Source organism: Promicromonospora sukumoe 327MFSha3.1, assembly GCF_000385135.1.
Taxonomy (GTDB): Bacteria; Actinomycetota; Actinomycetes; order Actinomycetales; family Cellulomonadaceae; genus Promicromonospora; species Promicromonospora sukumoe_B.
The window spans coordinates 2,057,234-2,075,248 of the sequence record NZ_ARQM01000010.1 but is presented as its reverse complement, the minus strand read 5'-3'; the positions used below and the strand labels follow the sequence as shown (position 1 = coordinate 2,075,248).

Annotated in this window: 16 protein-coding genes; all 16 read left to right on the top strand. The window is 72.8% G+C overall.

Annotated elements, in window-relative coordinates; translation table 11 throughout:
• Positions 1-30: 30 nt before the first annotated feature.
• Positions 31-1,170 carry an AI-2E family transporter gene (locus tag H291_RS0113055; RefSeq protein WP_020015447.1) on the top strand — a complete coding sequence of 380 codons (1,140 nt, stop codon included), beginning with the start codon at positions 31-33 and terminating at the stop codon, positions 1,168-1,170.
• Between the two features lie 87 nt (positions 1,171-1,257).
• The gene (locus H291_RS0113050; protein ID WP_020015446.1) at positions 1,258-1,875 is read left to right on the top strand and encodes a GNAT family N-acetyltransferase; all 618 of its coding nucleotides are present in this window, start codon (positions 1,258-1,260) and stop codon (positions 1,873-1,875) included.
• Positions 1,876-1,934: 59 nt separating this feature from the next.
• Entirely contained in the window at positions 1,935-3,341 is a 1,407-nt protein-coding gene (locus H291_RS0113045) for a replication-associated recombination protein A (protein WP_020015445.1), read from the top strand.
• A 200-nt stretch (positions 3,342-3,541) separates the two neighbouring features.
• Positions 3,542-4,168, top strand: a complete 627-nt coding sequence (rpsD, locus tag H291_RS0113040; RefSeq protein WP_020015444.1) for a 30S ribosomal protein S4 — start codon at positions 3,542-3,544, stop codon at positions 4,166-4,168.
• Between the two features lie 796 nt (positions 4,169-4,964).
• The gene (locus tag H291_RS0113035; RefSeq protein WP_020015443.1) at positions 4,965-5,375 is read left to right on the top strand and encodes a DUF948 domain-containing protein; all 411 of its coding nucleotides are present in this window, start codon (positions 4,965-4,967) and stop codon (positions 5,373-5,375) included.
• Entirely contained in the window at positions 5,372-5,626 is a 255-nt protein-coding gene (locus tag H291_RS29945; RefSeq protein ID WP_020015442.1) for a hypothetical protein, read from the top strand. Before H291_RS0113035 ends, H291_RS29945 begins: the two co-directional genes overlap by 4 nt.
• 146 nt (positions 5,627-5,772) lie before the next feature.
• Entirely contained in the window at positions 5,773-8,466 is a 2,694-nt protein-coding gene (gene alaS, locus H291_RS0113025) for an alanine--tRNA ligase (RefSeq protein ID WP_020015441.1), read from the top strand.
• A 4-nt stretch (positions 8,467-8,470) separates the two neighbouring features.
• Complete coding sequence (gene ruvX, locus H291_RS0113020; RefSeq protein ID WP_020015440.1) at positions 8,471-9,058, top strand: Holliday junction resolvase RuvX; 588 nt, start codon at positions 8,471-8,473, stop codon at positions 9,056-9,058.
• A 43-nt stretch (positions 9,059-9,101) separates the two neighbouring features.
• The gene (mltG, locus tag H291_RS0113015) at positions 9,102-10,241 is read left to right on the top strand and encodes an endolytic transglycosylase MltG (protein ID WP_020015439.1); all 1,140 of its coding nucleotides are present in this window, start codon (positions 9,102-9,104) and stop codon (positions 10,239-10,241) included.
• A 382-nt stretch (positions 10,242-10,623) separates the two neighbouring features.
• A complete protein-coding gene (locus H291_RS29940) occupies positions 10,624-11,634 on the top strand; it encodes an endolytic transglycosylase MltG (RefSeq protein WP_198012463.1) in 1,011 nt (336 codons plus the stop codon).
• A 2-nt stretch (positions 11,635-11,636) separates the two neighbouring features.
• Positions 11,637-12,587 (top strand): shikimate dehydrogenase, encoded by a 951-nt coding sequence (locus tag H291_RS0113005; protein WP_020015437.1) that lies wholly within the window; start codon positions 11,637-11,639, stop codon positions 12,585-12,587.
• 196 nt (positions 12,588-12,783) lie between these two features.
• Entirely contained in the window at positions 12,784-14,013 is a 1,230-nt protein-coding gene (aroC, locus tag H291_RS0113000) for a chorismate synthase (protein ID WP_026365707.1), read from the top strand.
• Entirely contained in the window at positions 14,010-14,660 is a 651-nt protein-coding gene (locus tag H291_RS0112995) for a shikimate kinase (RefSeq protein ID WP_020015435.1), read from the top strand. Before aroC ends, H291_RS0112995 begins: the two co-directional genes overlap by 4 nt.
• Positions 14,657-15,814 carry a 3-dehydroquinate synthase gene (gene aroB, locus H291_RS0112990; RefSeq protein ID WP_020015434.1) on the top strand — a complete coding sequence of 386 codons (1,158 nt, stop codon included), beginning with the start codon at positions 14,657-14,659 and terminating at the stop codon, positions 15,812-15,814. The genes H291_RS0112995 and aroB overlap by 4 nt, the downstream gene beginning before the upstream one ends.
• A gap of 137 nt (positions 15,815-15,951) precedes the next feature.
• Positions 15,952-17,010 carry a hypothetical protein gene (locus H291_RS32570; RefSeq protein ID WP_020015433.1) on the top strand — a complete coding sequence of 353 codons (1,059 nt, stop codon included), beginning with the start codon at positions 15,952-15,954 and terminating at the stop codon, positions 17,008-17,010.
• A 222-nt stretch (positions 17,011-17,232) separates the two neighbouring features.
• Positions 17,233-18,009 carry an excalibur calcium-binding domain-containing protein gene (locus H291_RS34570; RefSeq protein ID WP_020015432.1) on the top strand — a complete coding sequence of 259 codons (777 nt, stop codon included), beginning with the start codon at positions 17,233-17,235 and terminating at the stop codon, positions 18,007-18,009.
• The last annotated feature ends 6 nt before the right edge of the window (positions 18,010-18,015 follow it).

Sequence of the window (18,015 nt, the reverse complement as noted above, 5' to 3'; positions counted from 1 at the left end):
ACGCAGCCCGGTGTTCCCCACCGGGACCCTGTGCAGCGTGCATCCGGGCAGCGCGACTCGGCGCCGCCGCCGTGGCTGCGCACCTCCGCGGGCTGGTCGTGGCGCCTGATCCTCGTCGTCGCCGGCGTCGCGCTGGTCTTCTGGGCCGTCACCCAGGTGCTGATCGTGTTCGTCGCGGTCTTCCTGGCACTGGTCTTCACCGCCGTGCTCAACCCGCTCACCGACCTCTACGACCGGGTGATGCCCCGCGCCCTGGCCACCGCGGCGGCCATCCTGTCCGGCATCCTCGTGGTCGGCGGCCTCGTGACGTACGTCGTCGTCTCGGTCGCCGGCCAGTGGGAGCGGCTCGCGGGGGAGTTCAACACCGGCATCGACCAGATCGTCGGCCTCATCGAGAACAACCGGTTCCCGTTCGACGTCGAGCTCGACCGGCGCGACCAGTGGATCGACGACGCCGCCAACTGGATCCAGGAGAACTCCCAGACCCTCGTGAGCCGCGCCGCCGAGAGCGCCGGCTCGATCGTCGAGGGCATCGCCGTCCTCGCGCTCGCGATCTTCTGCACCGTCTTCTTCCTCGCGTCCGGCGGCGCCATGTGGCGCTGGTTCATGCAGCAGGTCCCCGCCCGCACCCGCGGCCGCTGGAACGACGCCGCGGGCGCCGGCTGGTACACCTTCTCCGGCTACACGCGCGGCACGGTGCTCGTCGCGATCACCAACGGCATCCTCGCCGGGATCTTCCTCTCGATCCTCGGCGTGCCGCTCTCCGCCCCGCTGGCGGTGCTGGTCTTCATCGGCACGTTCATCCCGCTCATCGGCGCGCCCCTGGCCATGATCATCGCCGCCGTCGTGGCGCTGGCGGCCGACGGGCTGCTGACCGCCCTGATCGTCACGCTCGGCATCGCCGGCATCGGCCAGCTCGAGGGGCACGTGCTGCAGCCGCTCATCATGGGCAAGCAGGTCTCGCTGCACCCCGTCGTCGTCGCCCTGGGCGTCACGTGCGGCACCGTGGTCGGCGGCATCCTGGGCGCGATCGTCGCCGTGCCGCTCATCGCCGTGGCCTGGGCGGTCTACAGCACGCTGCGCAAGCCCCCCGAGGAGGCCGTCGCGGCGGCGGGGGACACGCCGGGCGACGCGCCCCACGACGCGGACGACGACGTCGGCGAGGCGTGACCGACGTCACGCGCCCGACCCCCGCGACGTCGGCCACGGATCTGTAAACCTGCAGGTGGGGGCCTATTTCTGTGGGACCATCGAGAGATGGAACCGTTCGTCCTGGCCACGGAGCACGTCCGCCTGTCCGTCCCCACGTACGCGGACGTCGACGCGATCGCGGCGGCCTGCCAGGACCCCGCGGTGGCCGAGTGGACGGTGGTCCCCGTGCCGTACGAGCGGCGGCACGCCGAGAGCTTCGTCGGGTACCACGTGGCCGAGGGTTGGGCCAAGGGCTCCGTCTACACGTGGGCCGTGCGTGCCCCCGGCGACGCCGACGGGCCGCTGATCGGCATGGTCGGCCTCACCAACGAGGGCACCCCGGCCGAGGAGCGCGCGGGGGAGCTCGGCTTCTGGATGACGCCGGACGCGCGCGGCAGGGGGCTGTGCACCGAGGCGTCACGCCTGGTGCTCGACTGGGCGCTGGACCCCGAGGGTCTCGGCCTGTCCGTGGTGAGCTGGGTCGCCTACGTCGGCAACTGGGCCTCCCGCCGCGTCGCGTGGCGCCTCGGGTTCCAGCTCGAGGGCACCCTGCGCCGGCACGGGCTGCAGCGCGGGGTGCGGCGGGACGCCTGGGTCGGCACGCTGCTGCCCGAGGACCCGCGCGAGCCCAACGAGCCGTGGCCCGCGGATGCGCCCGGCCGGCAGGTAGTGCCCGGCAGGTGAGTGCCCGGCACGTGGGTGCCCGGCACGTGGGTGTCAGTGAGCATCCGTAGGCTGGGGCGGTGTTCGACGACCTCTTCAGTACGGTGACGACCGACAGCGCGGGTACCCCGACCGCGCGCGCGTCGTCGCCCCTCGCCGTGCGGATGCGCCCGGCCTCGATCGACGAGATAGCGGGGCAGGGGCACCTGCTGGTGCCCGGCTCGCCGCTGCGCCGGCTCATCGAACCCGGCGGGGGCGGCCGCGCCGCGCCGTCGTCGGTCATCCTCTGGGGCCCGCCCGGCACGGGCAAGACCACGCTCGCCTACCTGGTGGCCACCGTCTCGGGGCGCCGCTTCGTGGAGCTCAGTGCCGTCACCGCCGGTGTGAAGGACGTGCGCCAGGTGGTCGAGGACGCCCGGCGCCGCCTCGCCACGGGCGGCGACGAGACCGTGCTGTTCGTCGACGAGGTGCACCGCTTCTCCAAGTCCCAGCAGGACGCCCTGCTGCCCAGCGTCGAGAACCGGTGGGTCACCCTCGTGGCCGCCACCACCGAGAACCCGAGCTTCTCCGTCAACTCGCCGCTCCTGTCGCGCTCCCTGCTCCTGACCCTCAAACCGCTGGAGACCGAGGACGTGCGCGGGCTCGTGCAGCGGGCCGTCACCGACGAGCGCGGCCTGGACGGTTCGGTCGAGCTCGTCGAGGACGCCACGGAGCACCTGTTGCGGCTCGCCGGCGGCGACGCCCGCAAGGCCCTGACGATCCTCGAGGCCGCCGCGGGCGCGGTGCTGTCCGACGACGACCCGCCCACCGGCGCGGACGGCACCACCCCGCTGATCGGCCTGGCCGACGTCGAGCGCGCCGTCGACGTCGCCGCCGTCCGCTACGACCGCGACGGCGACCAGCACTACGACGTCATCTCGGCGTTCATCAAGTCCATCCGCGGGTCCGACGTCGACGCCGCGCTGCACTACCTGGCCCGCATGGTCGCCGCAGGGGAGGACCCGCGGTTCATCGCCCGGCGCCTGGTCATCTCCGCGGCCGAGGACGTCGGCATGGCCGACCCCTCCGCCCTGCAGACCGCCGTCGCCGCGGCCCAGGCCGTCCAGCTGATCGGCATGCCCGAGGGGCGCATCGTGCTGGCCGAGGCCGTGGTGCACCTGGCCACGGCCCCCAAGTCGAACGCCGCCTACCTCGGCGTGGACGCCGCCCTGGCGGACGTGCGCGCGGGCAAGGTGGGCACGGTTCCGCCGCACCTGCGCGACGCGCACTACTCCGGGGCCAAGCAGATGGGCCACGGCGAGGGGTACCGGTACGCGCACGACTGGCCGCACGGCGTCGCGCCGCAGCAGTACCTGCCCGACGTGCTCGCCGGCTCGCGCTACTACGACCCCAGCGACCGCGGGTACGAGCGGCAGGTGGGGGAGCGCCTGGAGCGCATCCGGGGGATTCTCGGGAGCGACGGCAGCAGCGGAGCCGGCGGGAAGTGAGCAGCCCCACGGCGAGCCGGAACGCCCCCGTGCGGTAAGATCGTCAGGTTGCCCATGGCAACGCCCTGGGACCTCGGCCCCGCGAGCACGGTGCTCACGCACCTCGCTCCATCGGCTGGTCCCGCACCCGGTGTGTTCCCTCCTCGTGGGGGAGCCGTGTCCGGGTGTGACCTTCAATATCTACAGGACAGGACATCACAGTGACTTCTGTGACCCGTGCGCGCCGTCAGGTGCGCCTGAGCCGCAAGCTGGGCCTCGCGCTCACGCCCAAGGCCGTCAAGCACTTCGAGAAGCGTCCGTACCCGCCCGGCGAGCACGGTCGTGCCCGTCGTCGCACCGAGTCGGACTACGCGGTGCGTCTGCGCGAGAAGCAGCGTCTGCGTGCGCAGTACATGCTTCGCGAGAAGCAGCTTCTCAAGGTGTACGAGAACGCCCGCAAGCAGGCCGGCCTGACCGGTGAGGTCATGGTCGAGGACCTGGAGACCCGTCTGGACTCCGTGGTGCTGCGTGCCGGCTTCGGCCGCACCATCCTGCAGGCCCGCCAGCACGTGACCCACCGTCACATCCTGGTGGACGGCAAGATCGTGGACCGCCCGTCGTTCCGCGTGAAGCCGGGGCAGACCATCCAGGTCAAGCCGAAGAGCCAGACCACGGTGCCGTTCCAGGTCGCCGCCGCGGGCGCGCACCGCGACGTGCTGCCGGCCCTCCCGGGCTACCTGGACGTCCAGCTCGAGAAGCTGACCGCCACGCTGACCCGTCAGCCGAAGCGCGCCGAGGTCCCCGTGACCTGCGACGTGCAGATGGTCGTCGAGTTCTACGCTCGCTGATCTCGTTCAGCAGTACCGGACGGCCCCGTCCGCGCCACGGCGCGGCCGGGGCCGTCTGCTTTCCCGGAGGGTGGCACCCCACACCCCCCGGCGGCGGCCTGCTGCCCACGCGCGCCAGCGCCGCGACGCCGCAGGCGCCGTCGAACGTAGGGTTCGTCGCTCCATAGACGCGCGGGAGCCGACGAACTCTACGTTCGACGCCGTACGCGTACTCCGACGCCGTGCCAGTACTACGCCGTGCCAGTGCTCCAGCGGCGGGCGTCCGCGCTAGTTGCGCCTGGCGCCGCTCCGCGCCCCACCAGGCCAGCCCGCCGTCGAACGTTGAGTTGGTCGGCTTCGACGCCGTCGAACGTAGGGTCGTCGCTCCATAGAGGCGCAGGAGCCGACGAACCCTACGTTCGACGCCGGGCCGGTACTCCGACGCCGTGCCAGCACTACGCCGTACCAGTTCCTACGCCGCGCCAGTACTCCAGCAGCGGGCGTCCACGCCAGGTGCACACGACGCCACACCGCGCTGCGCCACGCCAGCCCCCGTCGAACGTAGGCTGCGTCGCCTCAGGCGCCGTCGAACGTAGGGTTCGTCGCTCCATAGAGGCGCAGGAGCCGACGAACCCTACGTTCGACGCCCGGCCGGTCCTCCCGTGCCAGGTTCCCGTGCCGGGGACGGGAACCCGGCGCACCGCGGGGCGACGGGCGAGGGGGGCCGCCAGGGGGATAGGGTGATCGTCGACCCCCGGCAGTCGTCAGTGAGACGTCCGTGCCGGACATCCGCGGACCTTCAGGCAGGAGCTCACGCATGACCCTCGGCGACCTCGGAGACGTGGCGGGACTGATCGCGGCGATCGCGTTCGTGCTCCTCGTGGGCTTTCTCGCCGTCCCGTTGTGGAAGCTGGGCAAGCTCCTGGACGAGGCGCGGCTGAGCGTCAAGGACGTCACCGAGCACTCGGTGCCGATCCTCGACGAGGCCGCGAGCACCGTCGCCTCCGCGAACACGCAGCTCGTCAAGGTCGACACGATCACGACCTCCGCGGCCTCGGTCAGCGAGAACGTGTCCGCGCTGACGGGCCTGTACGCGGCCACGCTGGGCAAGCCGCTCGTCAAGGTCGCGGCGTTCTCGTACGGCGTGCGGCAGGCGTTCGGCCAGGCCAAGGGCCGGTCCGGCCGGCACGCCGACAGTGACGCGGGCACGAACGGGGCCGAGGCGTGATCCGCCGCCTGTTCTGGGTCGGCGTCGGCGTCGCGGTCACCGTGGTCGTGATCCACAAGGGCCGCCAGATCGTCGCCCGGTACACGCCCGAGGCCGTCAGCGAGCGCGCGGCCGCCGCGGTGGACGACGCCGGCGTGCGGCTGAACCGCATGGCGCACACGTTCCGGTCGGACTTCGCGACGGCGCGCGCCGAGCGGGAGGCCCAGCTGATGGCGTCCCTGCGCGGCGAGCTTCCGGGCGACCAGCGGTAACGGGACACCGCCCGATCTTTCAGTTTCCGTCTGCCGCGCTACCAGCGGCAGAATAGGCACGTGCCCGGACCACGGTCCCGCACCAGTATTCGTGCACCCATCATCACGATCCATCAGTACGACCGAGAAGAAGGACCACTGACCTCATGCGCACCGCCGAGATCCGCAAGCGTTGGCTCGACTACTTCGAAGCTCAGGGCCACGCGGTGGTGCCGTCGGCGTCGCTGATCTCCCCGGACCCGTCGACGCTGTTCACCATCGCGGGCATGGTGCCGTTCATCCCGTACATGACGGCCCAGCAGACCCCGCCGTGGACCCGCGCCACCAGCGTGCAGAAGTGCGTGCGCACGCTCGACATCGACGACGTCGGCAAGACGACGCGGCACGGCACGTTCTTCCAGATGAACGGCAACTTCTCGTTCGGCGACTACTTCAAGGCCGACGCCATCCGGTTCGCCTGGGACTTCCTGACGGGCTCCCTGGACGACGGCAAGCTGGGCATCGACCCCGACAAGCTGTGGGTCACCGTCTACTACGAGGACGACGAGGCCCGCCAGCTGTGGAAGGACATCGTCGGCCTGCCCGACGAGCGCATCCAGGGCCTCGGCAAGAAGGACAACTACTGGTCCACCGGCCAGCCCGGCCCGGCCGGCCCGTGCTCGGAGATCTTCTACGACCGCGGCCCCGCCTTCGGGCCTGACGGCGGCCCGCTGATCGACGAGGGCGGCGACCGCTTCGTCGAGATCTGGAACCTGGTCTTCATGCAGTACGCCATCGACGACGTGAAGTCCAAGGAGGACTTCCGGATCGTCGGCGAGCTCGCCAAGAAGAACATCGATACCGGCATGGGCCTCGAGCGTGTTGCCTTCCTGCTCCAGGGCAAGGACAACATGTACGAGATCGACGAGGTCTTCCCCGTCATCGAGGCCGCCGAGCAGCTGTCCGGCAAGAAGTACGGCGAGAACCACGACGACGACGTGCGCATGCGCGTCGTGGCCGACCACGTCCGCTCCGCGCTGATGATCATCGGCGACGGCGTGCGCCCCTCCAACGAGGGCCGCGGCTACGTGCTGCGCCGCCTGCTGCGCCGTTCCGTGCGCGCCATGCGCCTGCTGGGCGTCGACGGCGTCGCCCTGCCGTCGCTGCTGCCGGTCTCCAAGGACGCGATGGCCCCCTCCTACCCGGAGCTGGGCACCAACTTCGAGCAGATCTCGGCCGTCGCCTACGCCGAGGAGGAGGCCTTCCGCCGCACGCTGGCCTCGGGCACCACGATCCTGGACAGCGCCGTGGCCGGCCTGAAGAAGCAGGGCGGCGAGCACCTGGTGCTGCCCGGCGAGGCCGCCTTCCAGCTGCACGACACCTACGGCTTCCCGATCGACCTGACCCTCGAGATGGCCGCCGAGCAGGGCGTCCAGGTGGATGAGAAGGCCTTCCGCTCGCTGATGCAGGAGCAGCGCACGCGCGCCCGCGCCGACGCGCTCGCCAAGCGCACCGGCGGGGCCGACGTCGCCGCCTACGAGGCCCTGGAGAAGGAGCTCACCGCTCCCGTCGAGTTCCTCGGCTACACGCAGACCGACGCCACCGTGCGCGTCGTGGGCCTGCTCAGCGGCGGCGTGCCCGTCCCCGCCGTCACCGCCCCGGCCGAGATCGAGGTGGTCCTGGACCGCACGCCGTTCTACGCCGAGGCCGGTGGCCAGCTCGCCGACCACGGCACGATCGTGCTCGACAGCGGCGCCACCATCGAGGTCGACGACGTCCAGCGCCCGATCAAGGGCCTGAACGTGCACCGCGGCCGCCTGGTCGAGGGCACGGCCGCCCTGGGCGACCCGGGCACCGCGCAGATCGACACGGCCCGTCGCAAGGCCATCAGCCGCGCCCACTCGGCCACGCACATGATCCACAAGGCGCTGCACGAGCTCGTCGGCCCGGACCGCACCCAGGCCGGCTCGGAGAACGCCCCGAGCCGCATCCGGTTCGACTTCCGCTCGCCGTCGGCCGTCTCGGCGTCCGCCCTGACGGAGATCGAGGAGCGCGTCAACGTGCGCCTCGCCGACAACCTCGAGGTCACCGACCAGCTCATGCCGATCGCCCAGGCCCGCGAGGCCGGCGCCATGGCGCTGTTCGGCGAGAAGTACGGCGACGTCGTCCGCGTGGTCTCGATCGGCGGCGACTGGTCGCGCGAGCTGTGCGCCGGCACGCACGTCAAGCAGACCGGCCAGCTCGGCCGGGTCACGCTGCTGGGCGAGTCGTCGATCGGCTCCGGCGTGCGCCGCGTCGACGCCCTGGTGGGCGACGGCGCCTACGGCTTCCAGGCCAAGGAGCACGCCCTGGTGGGCCAGCTCACCGGCCTGCTCAACACGCGCCCCGAGGACCTGCACGAGCGGGTCGGCTCGCTCGTGACGCGCCTGAAGGAGGCCGAGAAGGAGCTCGCCACGCTGCGGCAGGGCCAGCTCCTGGCCGTCGCCGGCAAGCTCGCCGCCGAGGCCCCGCGGGTGGGCGACGTCCGCGTCGTCACGCACGACGCCGGCGAGGCCCAGGCCGACGACCTGCGCGCCCTCGTGCTCGACGTGCGCGGCCGCCTCGGCGAGGCCGAGCCGGTCGTGGCCGCCGCCGGCGGCGTGTCGGGCGGCCGCCCGGTCGTGGTGGTCGTGACCAACGCCGCCGCCCGTGCGGCCGGCTACAAGGCCGGCGACCTGGTGCGCACCGCCGCCCAGACGCTCGGCGGCGGTGGCGGCGGCAAGCCGGACATGGCCCAGGGCGGCGGCACCGACCCCGCCAAGCTCGGCGAGGCCCTCGCGGGCATCGCCGAGGGCGTGCGCCTGGTCGCCGTCGGCGCCTGACGTCATGACGGACACCGGTACCGAGCCGGGCCTCCCACGGGGGGCCCGGCTCGGGGTCGACGTCGGCATGGCCCGGATCGGGCTGGCCGCGAGCGACCCCGACGGCCTGGTCGCCACGCCCGTGGAGACCGTGCCGCGCGTGCTGGCGGGCTCGGGGAAGCAGGGGGCACCGAGCGCGAAGCAGCAGGCGCAGAGCGCGACGGGCACCACTGCCGACGTGCGGCGGATCGTGGACGAGGTGGTCGAGCGGTTCGCCGCCGTCGTCTACGTGGGGCTGCCCCGGCACCTGTCCGGCAAGGAGGGCGCGGCCACCGCCGACGCCCGCCGGTTCGCGGCCCGGCTGACGGTCGCGCTGGCCGCCGCGGGGGAGCACACCGCGGTGCGCCTCGTGGACGAGCGGATGACCACGGTCTCGGCACACCAGGCCCTCCATGCGGCAGGCCGCAAAACCAAGAAGCACAGGTCCGTGATCGATCAGGCAGCAGCCGTTATCATTCTGCAATCTGCACTCGACGCGGAGCGGGCGAAGGGGGAGCGCGCCGGCGAGCTCGTCGTGGTGGAGACCGTGCACGACACGCACGACCGACCGTAGCGCCACCCCCCTACACCCCCCGACGAAGGACAGTGAGTCTCCGGTGACGGACCTCTTCACGGCGCCCCCGCGCCCCCAGGCAGATCCCTCGTTCCCCGGGCCGCGATCGGACCGGCGGGCGCAGCGGCGGCGCCGGCGGAACCGGCGTGGCCGCGCGCTGGTCGTGCTGCTCGTCGCCCTCGTGCTGGTCGGCGGATCCGGTTACGCGATCTGGACCAACCTCGACTCCCTGACCGGCCTGACCAACCCGCTGGAGTCCAAGGACTTCCCGGGACCGGGCGGCGACCAGGTCGACGTCGAGATCCCCGAGGGCGCGACCGGCACGGTCATGGGCCAGCAGCTGTACGAGGCGGGCGTGGTCGCCAGCGTGTCGGCCTTCAAGGCGGCTTTCGAGGCGAACCCGGACTCCGTGTCGATCCGGCCGGGCACCTACAACATGCTCGAGGAGATGCCCGCGAAGGACGCCGTCGCGCTGCTCGTCAAGAGCGAGCGGGTGGACCTCCAGCTCACCATCCCCGAGGGCTACACGGTCAAGCAGATCGTCGAGCGCGCGGTGCAGGTCACGGGCGTGCCCGCCGAGGACTTCGAGGCCGCGCTGGGCAAGCCGTCCGAGTTCGGCCTGCCGAAGCAGGCCGGCGGCAACGCCGAGGGCTGGCTCTCCGCCGGCACGTACGAGCTCAAGCCGGACAAGGACACCGCCGTCGGGCTGCTCACGCAGATGGTCGACCGCACCGAGCAGGCCCTGCGGAAGAAGGACATCCCCACCGGCGGCTGGCAGACCGTGCTGACCAAGGCCTCGCTGGTCGAGCGGGAGGGCCTGCACGCCGAGGACAAGCCGAAGATCGCCCGGGCGATCGAGAACCGGCTCGAGGACGGCATGATCCTGCAGATCGACGCCGCGGTCGCCTACGGGGCCGGCAAGCCCGGTACCGAGCTGACCAAGAAGGACCTCGCCAACGGGAAGAACAAGTACAACACCTACCAGCACACGGGTCTCCCGCCGGGCCCGATCGCGACCCCGGGCGAAACCTCGATCGACGCCGTGCTGAACCCGACCCCGGGCGACTGGAAGTACTGGATCACGGTCAACCTCGACACGGGCGAGACCAAGTTCTCCGAGACCTACGAGCAGCACCTCGCCTACCAGCAGGAGCTCCGCGACTGGCAGGCCGCCAACAGCTGAGGGTGACTAATCCCGGGAGTTGGCCGGGAATGTGCAGATCGGGGTAGCGTTCGCCGCACCCGGGCTGTGATGCGATCGTGACATGTGGCTGAATTCTGGTTGCATAGTCGTGTTCCCGGTAGGTGACCAGTGTGGATCGGCCAGTGATCCGCGCACCGTAGAGGATGGAGCGAGCGTGACCGAGGCCCTTCCCGGAGTGGACTATCAGGGGCCACCGAGGCACGCCAGCGGCCGACGCGGAGGCCGGGGGGACCGCGACGGGCAGCACCGCAGGGGGCGGCGGAGCAGCGGGGGACGGAGCAGCGGGGGACGTGGCGGACGCAGCCGTGGGGGGCGCGGCGGCGGTCAGCGGGGCTCGCTGCGCACGGTGATCATCGCCGTCGTGGCGTTGCTCGTCGTCCTCGGCGCGCTCGGTGCGTGGACGGTGAAGAACGACGGCTACCTGTTCGGCATCAAGACCCCGCTCGCTGCGGCGGACTACGAGGGCACGGGCGGCGAGCCGGTCGACATCGACGTCCCCGAGGCCGCCAACGGGTACACGATCGGCGCGGAGCTGGCGGAGGCCGACGTGGTGGCGAGCGCCGAGGCGTTCGTGCGCGCCTTCAACGCCAACCCGGACGCCGCGGGCATCCAGCCGGGAACGCACACCATGAAGCTGCAGATGAGCGCCGAGTCGGCCGTGGCGCTGCTCGCGGCGAACGAAGTCAAGCGGGGCGGCCTGACCGTCGTCGAGGGCTACACGGTGGCGCAGATCAAGGACACGATGGTCGAGCAGGGCTGGCCCGAGGCCGACGTCGACGCGGCCCTCGCGAACACGAAGGCGCTCGGTCTGCCCGCGGAGGCCAAGGGCGAGCTGGAGGGCTGGCTGGCGGCCAGCACGTACGACGCCAAGCCGGAGTCCACCAGCGCCGCCGACGTCCTCAAGCAGATGGTCGCCCTGACGATCGAGGAGCTCGACGCCCTCGAGGTGCCGACCGAGCAGCGCAACGACCTGATCATCAAGGCGTCGCTGGTCGAGCGCGAGGCGCCGGACAAGTACCGCGGCGAGGTCGCCCGGGTGATCGACAACCGCCTGGCCGCCAACGAGCCGCTCGGCCTGGACGCCATCGACTCCTACGGCCGCAACAAGCCGTCCCACCTCATCACCACCGAGGAGTTCCGGGACAAGTCGTTCCCGTACGCCTCCCGGGTGGTCGCCGGTCTGCCGCCGACCGCGATCGGCGCGCCGAGCAACGCCTCGGTCGAGGCGGTCATGAACCCGCCGGAGGGTCCGTGGATCTGGTACGTCACGGTCAACCTGGAGTCCCAGGAGACCAAGTTCACGGACGACTACGACGAGTTCCTGGCCTTCAAGGACGAGTACCAGGCCTGGGCAGCGGAGAACGGCTACTGAGCATGAGCACCACCCCTAGCACCCTCACCACCCCCGCTCCGCGCAGGGCCGCCGTGCTCGGCCACCCCGTCGCGCACTCCCTGTCCCCGGTGCTGCACGGCGCCGCCTACCGGGCGCTCGGCCTTGAGGGCTGGGACTACGGGGTGCACGACGTCACCGAGGAGACCCTGGCGGGCTTCCTGGGCGGGCTCGGTCGCGAGTGGGCGGGTCTGAGCCTGACCATGCCGCTCAAGCAGGCCGTCTTCCCGCTGCTCGACCATGTGGAGCCCCTCGCCGCGGCGGTCGGGGCCGTGAACACGGTGCTGTTCACGGCGGTCGGCGGCACGGTCACCACCACCGGCACGAACACGGACGTCCACGGCATCGTCGCGGCCCTGCGCGAGGGGCTGGGGACGGGCCCGGGCGGGCGCCCGGTCGCCGACGCCGTGGTGCTCGGCGGGGGAGCGACGGCGGCGTCGGCCCTGGCCGCGCTGGCGGAGCTCGGCTGCGCCTCGGCGCGGGTCTTCGTCCGCTCCCTGGACCGCATCGGCCCGCTGCGCGAGGCCGTCGCCCGGATGGGCGTCAGCCCGTCGTTCGAGGTGTTCGACGACGCGGCGACGACGTCGGCGCTGGTGAGCGCGGACGCCGTCGTCTCCACGACGCCGAAGTACGCCGCCGACGTCTGGGCCAAGCTGCTGACGGACGGCGTGCCGGGGGCTGACGGCGCGGCCGCCGGGGGTATCACGGCCGACGGGTCCGGCGCGCCGCGCGGCGTGCTGCTCGACGTCGTCTACGACCCCCGGCCCACGGCCCTGCAGTCCGCGTGGACGGCGCTCGGGGCGCACGCCGTCGGCGGCGAGCGCATGCTGCTGCACCAGGCCGCCGAGCAGGTGCGCCTCATGACGGGGCAGCCGGCGCCGCTGGCGGCCATGGACCAGGCGCTCCAGGCCGCGCTGGCCGTCCCGGCCGCCTGAGCCGTCCGGCCCGTCGGGGCAAGACCTGTGCTCCCGAGGGGGTAACGGAGAGTGCACATCGTGCACTCTCCGTTACCCCCTCCGGGGCACCATGTTCACCCCGCGCGACACGCCGAAGCCCGAGCGGTGCGACCTTCGGTGTGTCGCCCACCGGACCGGTGCGCCGACCTCGTCACGCGCGTGAAACAATCCGACCATGCTGCGTTGGTTGACATCGGGTGAGTCGCACGGTCCTGCTCTCGTGGGCGTGATGGAGGGTCTGCCCGCCGGGGTGGAGCTGACCACGTCCGACATCCAGGGGGCGCTCGCGCGCCGCCGCCTCGGCTATGGCCGCGGTGCCCGGATGAAGTTCGAGCAGGACCAGGTGCGGGTGCTCGGCGGGCTGCGCCACGGCCTCACGCAGGGCGGTCCGCTCGCGATCGAGATCGCGAACACGGAGTGGCCCAAGTGGACCGACGTCATGTCGGCCGACCCGGTGCCCGCCGACGCGCTCCTGGTCGACGCCGGCACCGGCGACGAGCGCGAGGTGGCCCGCAACCGGCCGCTGACCCGACCGCGTCCCGGCCACGCCGACCTGATCGGCATGCGCAAGTACGGCTTCGAGGACGCGCGGCCCGTGCTGGAGCGTGCCTCCGCGCGCGAGACCGCGGCCCGGGTGGCGCTCGGCGTGGCCGCCGCGAAGTTCCTCGAGCAGGCCCTCGGCATCCGCCTGGTGTCGCACGTCGTCGCGATCGGCGAGGCCGAGGCGCCCGACGACGCCGCGCTGCCCACGCCCGACGACGTCGCCGCGCTCGACGCCGACCCCGTGCGCTGCTTCGACGCGGCGTCGTCCAAGCTGATGGTCGAGGAGATCGACCTGGCCAAGAAGGACGGCGACACCCTCGGCGGCGTGGTCGAGGTGCTGGCCTACGGCGTGCCGTCCGGCCTGGGCACCTACGTGCAGGGCGACCGCCGCCTCGACGCGCGCCTGGCCGCGGCCCTGATGGGCATCCAGGCGATCAAGGGCGTCGAGGTCGGCGACGGCTTCCGCACGGCCCGCCGCCGCGGCAGCGCCGCGCACGACGAGATCGTCCGCGGCACCGCGCCCGACGGGCGCCCCGGCATCGAGCGCACCACCAACCGTGCGGGCGGCATCGAGGGCGGCATGTCGAACGGCGAGATCGTGCGCGTGCGCGCCGCGATGAAGCCCATCTCGACCGTGCCCCGCGCACTGCCGACCGTCGACACCGCCACGGGCGAGCCGGTCACGGCCCACCACCAGCGGTCCGACGTGTGCGCCGTGCCGCCGGCCGCCGTCGTCGCCGAGGCGATGGTCGCGCTCACCCTGGCCGAGGCCGCCGTCGAGAAGTTCGGCGGCGACTCCGTCGCCGAGGTGCGCCGCAACCTGGACTCGTACGTGGCCGCCATCCCGGAGCTGCTGCAGTGACGGGCACGACCGGCTCGATGGGTTCGGCGGGTTCGGCGGGCGCGACCCGTCCGGTCGCCGTCATGATCGGGCCGCCTGGTTCCGGCAAGTCGAAGGTGGGCCGCACGCTGGCCGCCGGGCTCGGCGTCACCATCCGCGACACGGACGCCGACATCGAGGCGCACGCGGGCAAGCCCGTCAGCGAGATCTTCGTGGACGACGGCGAGCCGCACTTCCGCGAGCTGGAGTCGGCGGCGGTGCTCGCCGCGCTGACCGAGCACGACGGCGTCGTGTCGCTCGGCGGCGGCGCCGTCATGAGCCTGACGACCCAGGCGGCCCTCACGCGGTACGCGGCCGCCGGCGGGCACGTCGTCTTCCTCGACGTGCCGCTGGCGATCGCCGCGCAGCGCGTCGGCATGAACCAGGCCCGGCCGCTGCTGCTGGGCAACCCGCGGGCGCAGTGGCAGAAGCTGATGAACGAGCGGCGGCCTACCTACGAGCGGCTCGCGACACTGACGATCGTCTCGAGCGACCGGCCCGGCGAGCAGGTCGCGGCGGAGATCATCGAGGCGCTCGGCCTGGAGCTGCGCGTCCCCGAGCTCGTGGACCCGAAGCGGGCGGAGGAACACAACCCGCCCGAGAACAAGACCGAGGAGAGCATCTCGTGAGCACGGACAGCGCCCCCACCCGGATCACCGTCCGGGGAGAGGCGCCCTACGACGTCGTCATCGGCCGGCACCTGCTGGCCGAGCTGCCGGGCCTGGTGGGCGAGGCCGCCAAGGTCATGGTGATCCACCCGGCCGCGCTGTCGGCGACGGCGGACGCGATCGCCGAGGACCTCAAGGCCTCCGGCTACGAGGCCTACGTCGCGGAGGTGCCGGACGCCGAGTCGGCCAAGACGCCGCAGGTCGCGGCCTTCCTCTGGGGCCTGCTGGGCCAGCTCGACTTCACGCGCTCGGACGCGATCGTCGGCGTCGGCGGGGGAGCGACCACCGACCTCGCCGGGTTCGTGGCGGCGACCTGGCTGCGCGGCATCCGCGTGGTGCACGTGCCGACCACGCTCCTCGCGATGGTCGACGCCGCCGTGGGCGGCAAGACGGGCATCAACACGTCCGAGGGCAAGAACCTCGTGGGCGCGTTCCACCCGCCGGCCGGCGTGCTGTGCGACCTGGCGGCGCTCGGGTCGCTCGACAAGTGGGACCTCGTGGCGGGCCTGGCCGAGGTGGTCAAGACCGGCTTCATCGCCGACCCGGTGATCCTCGACCTGGTCGAGGCGCACGTCGACGAGCTGCGGAACTGGGCCGGCCCGGCCACCACCGACGGGACCTGGGCCGTCGTGGCCGAGCTCGTCGAGCGGTCGGTCCGGGTCAAGGCCGAGGTCGTGGGCGAGGACCTCAAGGAGGCCGGCTTGCGCGAGATCCTCAACTACGGGCACACGCTGGGGCACGCGATCGAGCTCGTCGAGCGCTACCAGTGGCGCCACGGCGCCGCTGTCAGCGTCGGCATGATCTTCGCCGCGGAGCTCGCCCGGATGGCGGGCAAGCTGCCCGACGACGTCGCCGACCGGCACCGGTCGATCCTCGACTCGCTGGGGCTGCCCGTGCACTACCGCGGCGACCGCTGGGACCAGCTCCTGGCCGCGATGCGCCGCGACAAGAAGTCCCGCGGCGACCTGCTGCGGTTCGTGGTGCTCGACGACGTCGCCAAGCCCGTGCGCCTGGAGGGCCCCGACCCGACGCTGCTGGCCGCTGCCTACGCCGAGGTGTCCAAGGAGCCGCCGACCAGGGGCCCGGGCACCCCGGTCACGCTGACCCTGGGCTGAGCCGCGCCCTCGGCTCGAGCCGTCCCCTTTGAGGCCTAAGTTTCTTCGCTTTGACGTAGCCCAAAGCGAAGAAACTTAGGCCTCAAAGGGCAGCGAGAATCGCAGCGCGGGAACGAAGCGGACATTAGCCTCAGCACATGACCTCCGATCCCGGCTTCCGGGCCGCACGCAAGGCCGGTGCGCAGGGCGCGTTCCGGCTGTTCTTCCCGCCGCTGTTCCTCCTCGGCTTCCTGGTCCTCTTCGCGGGCCCGTTCTCGTCCGGCGAGAGGTTCGGCATGTCGACGCCGTTCCTCGTCGTGGCGGTGATCGTCGCCGTGATCGTGCTGTTGATCTTCGCTACGAGGGCTCGCCGCTGGTCCCGCAACCGGAGCGCCTGGTCCCGGGCCGGGCGCGGGGCGGTGTCGCTGACGCTCCGTGGCGAGGCCGTCGCCGTGGAGCGGACGGTCTCGGGCCGGCCCATGCGGACGGTCGTGGTCGAGCACGGCGGCAGCCGGCAGTACCTGCACCTCCTGTTCGCGCCGGGTGCGCCTGCCCAGACCATGGGTCCCGGCTGGGTGACGGTCGAGTTCTTCGCCGGGGACACCGCCGAGGGCCCGGCGCGGCTGCTCCTGGCCGACGGCCGCACGCTGTGGGCGTTCTCCTCCCGGCTCGGGGCAGCTGCTGCCCAGCCCCGGTCCCGTGCGCGACGGTCCTCCGACACGACGGTGGTCGGTACCTCCGATGACAGCGCCGTGGTCCCGGCGGTCGTGGTCCCCGGCCTCCACGGCGAGGACCGCGGGCGAGGCGACGACCGCGGGCGGGGCGACGACCGCGGGCGGGGCGACGACCGGCCCGGCGACCCGGACCCGTCGCCGTCCGCGACGGAGCACGGCGGCTCGTCGGACGCCGGATCCTCGAACCCGGGATCCTCGAACCAGGGATCCTCGAGCGCAGGTTCGTCGGGTGCCGCAGTGTCCGGTGCGGCGGCGTCGAGCGCTGTGTGGGCCGGCGGCGACGGCTGGACCGGCGGCAGGTCCTGGGACGGCGACCCGACCTGGACGGGCTCGGACGGCGGCGGCGGCAGCGGCGGCAGCGGCTCGGACGGTGACTCCGGCGGCGGCGGTGGCTGGTTCGGCGGGGGCGACTCCGGCGGCTGGTCGGGCGGTGACTCCGGCGGCGGTGGCGGCGACTCGGGCGGCGGTGGCGGCGGCGACTAGGACGACGTCCGTCTCGGGAGCAGCGCCGGCGTCGCGGCGGTCGGCGCTGCCCCGCCCGGCGCTGCCCCGCCCGGCCCGCGTCGTCGTCGGCCCGGGTGGGGGATAACTGGGTGATCTTGTCCTATTTTCTATGCAATCCGGGACGTCCGGTGCCTACGGTCGAAGGGCAGGGGCGGACAGCGTGCGCGGTGCGGCCGCGTGCCGACCGGAAGGTGCCCCGTCATGCGCAGGATCTACAACCCCCCGCCCGGCTGGCCGGTCCCGCCCACGGACTGGAACCCGGATCCCGACTGGCAGCCCAACCCTGACTGGTCGGTGCCCGCCGGCTGGCGGCTGTGGGTCGATGTCCCGGACACGGCGCTGATCGGCACGGACGCGGTCGCGGTCGCCGTCCCCGACGAGGAGGCCGCCCCGCCCCGTACCCGTCACCCGTGGCGGGTGGTCGGCTGGCTGGCGACGGCAGTCGTGGCCTTCTTCTTCGGCGTCGGCATCGGCGTCGGCGGGGGCGGCGACAACGGTCAGGGCGGTTCTCCGAACGCCGAGGCCGAGGCGTCAGCGGCGGCGTCGGCTGCGGCGTCCGCCTCCGCGGCGGCCGCGGTCGTCGCGGAGGAGCGTGCGGAGCTGGAGAGCGAGCAGGCCGCCCTCGCCGAGGCCCAGACTGCGCTGAAGGCAGACCAGAAGGAGGTCAGGGCTCGCGCCTCCGCCGTCAAGAAGCAGGAGGACAAGGTCGACTCGCGGGAGTCCGACGTCGCGGACCGTGAGGCGGCCGTCGAGGCCGCGGAGGCGGCGGGCATCGCGGGCGGGGGCGCGGCGGGCGGCGGGTCCGGTGGCTCCGGCGGCTCCGGCGGCTCGGCCGACACCGCCGACGACACCTCGGGCACGACCTACTACGAGAACTGCGACGCGGCCCGGGCCGCGGGCGCCGCGCCCGTGCACCGGGGCGACCCGGGCTACGCCTCGCACCTGGACCGGGACGGCGACGGCGTCGGCTGCGAGTGAGCGCGC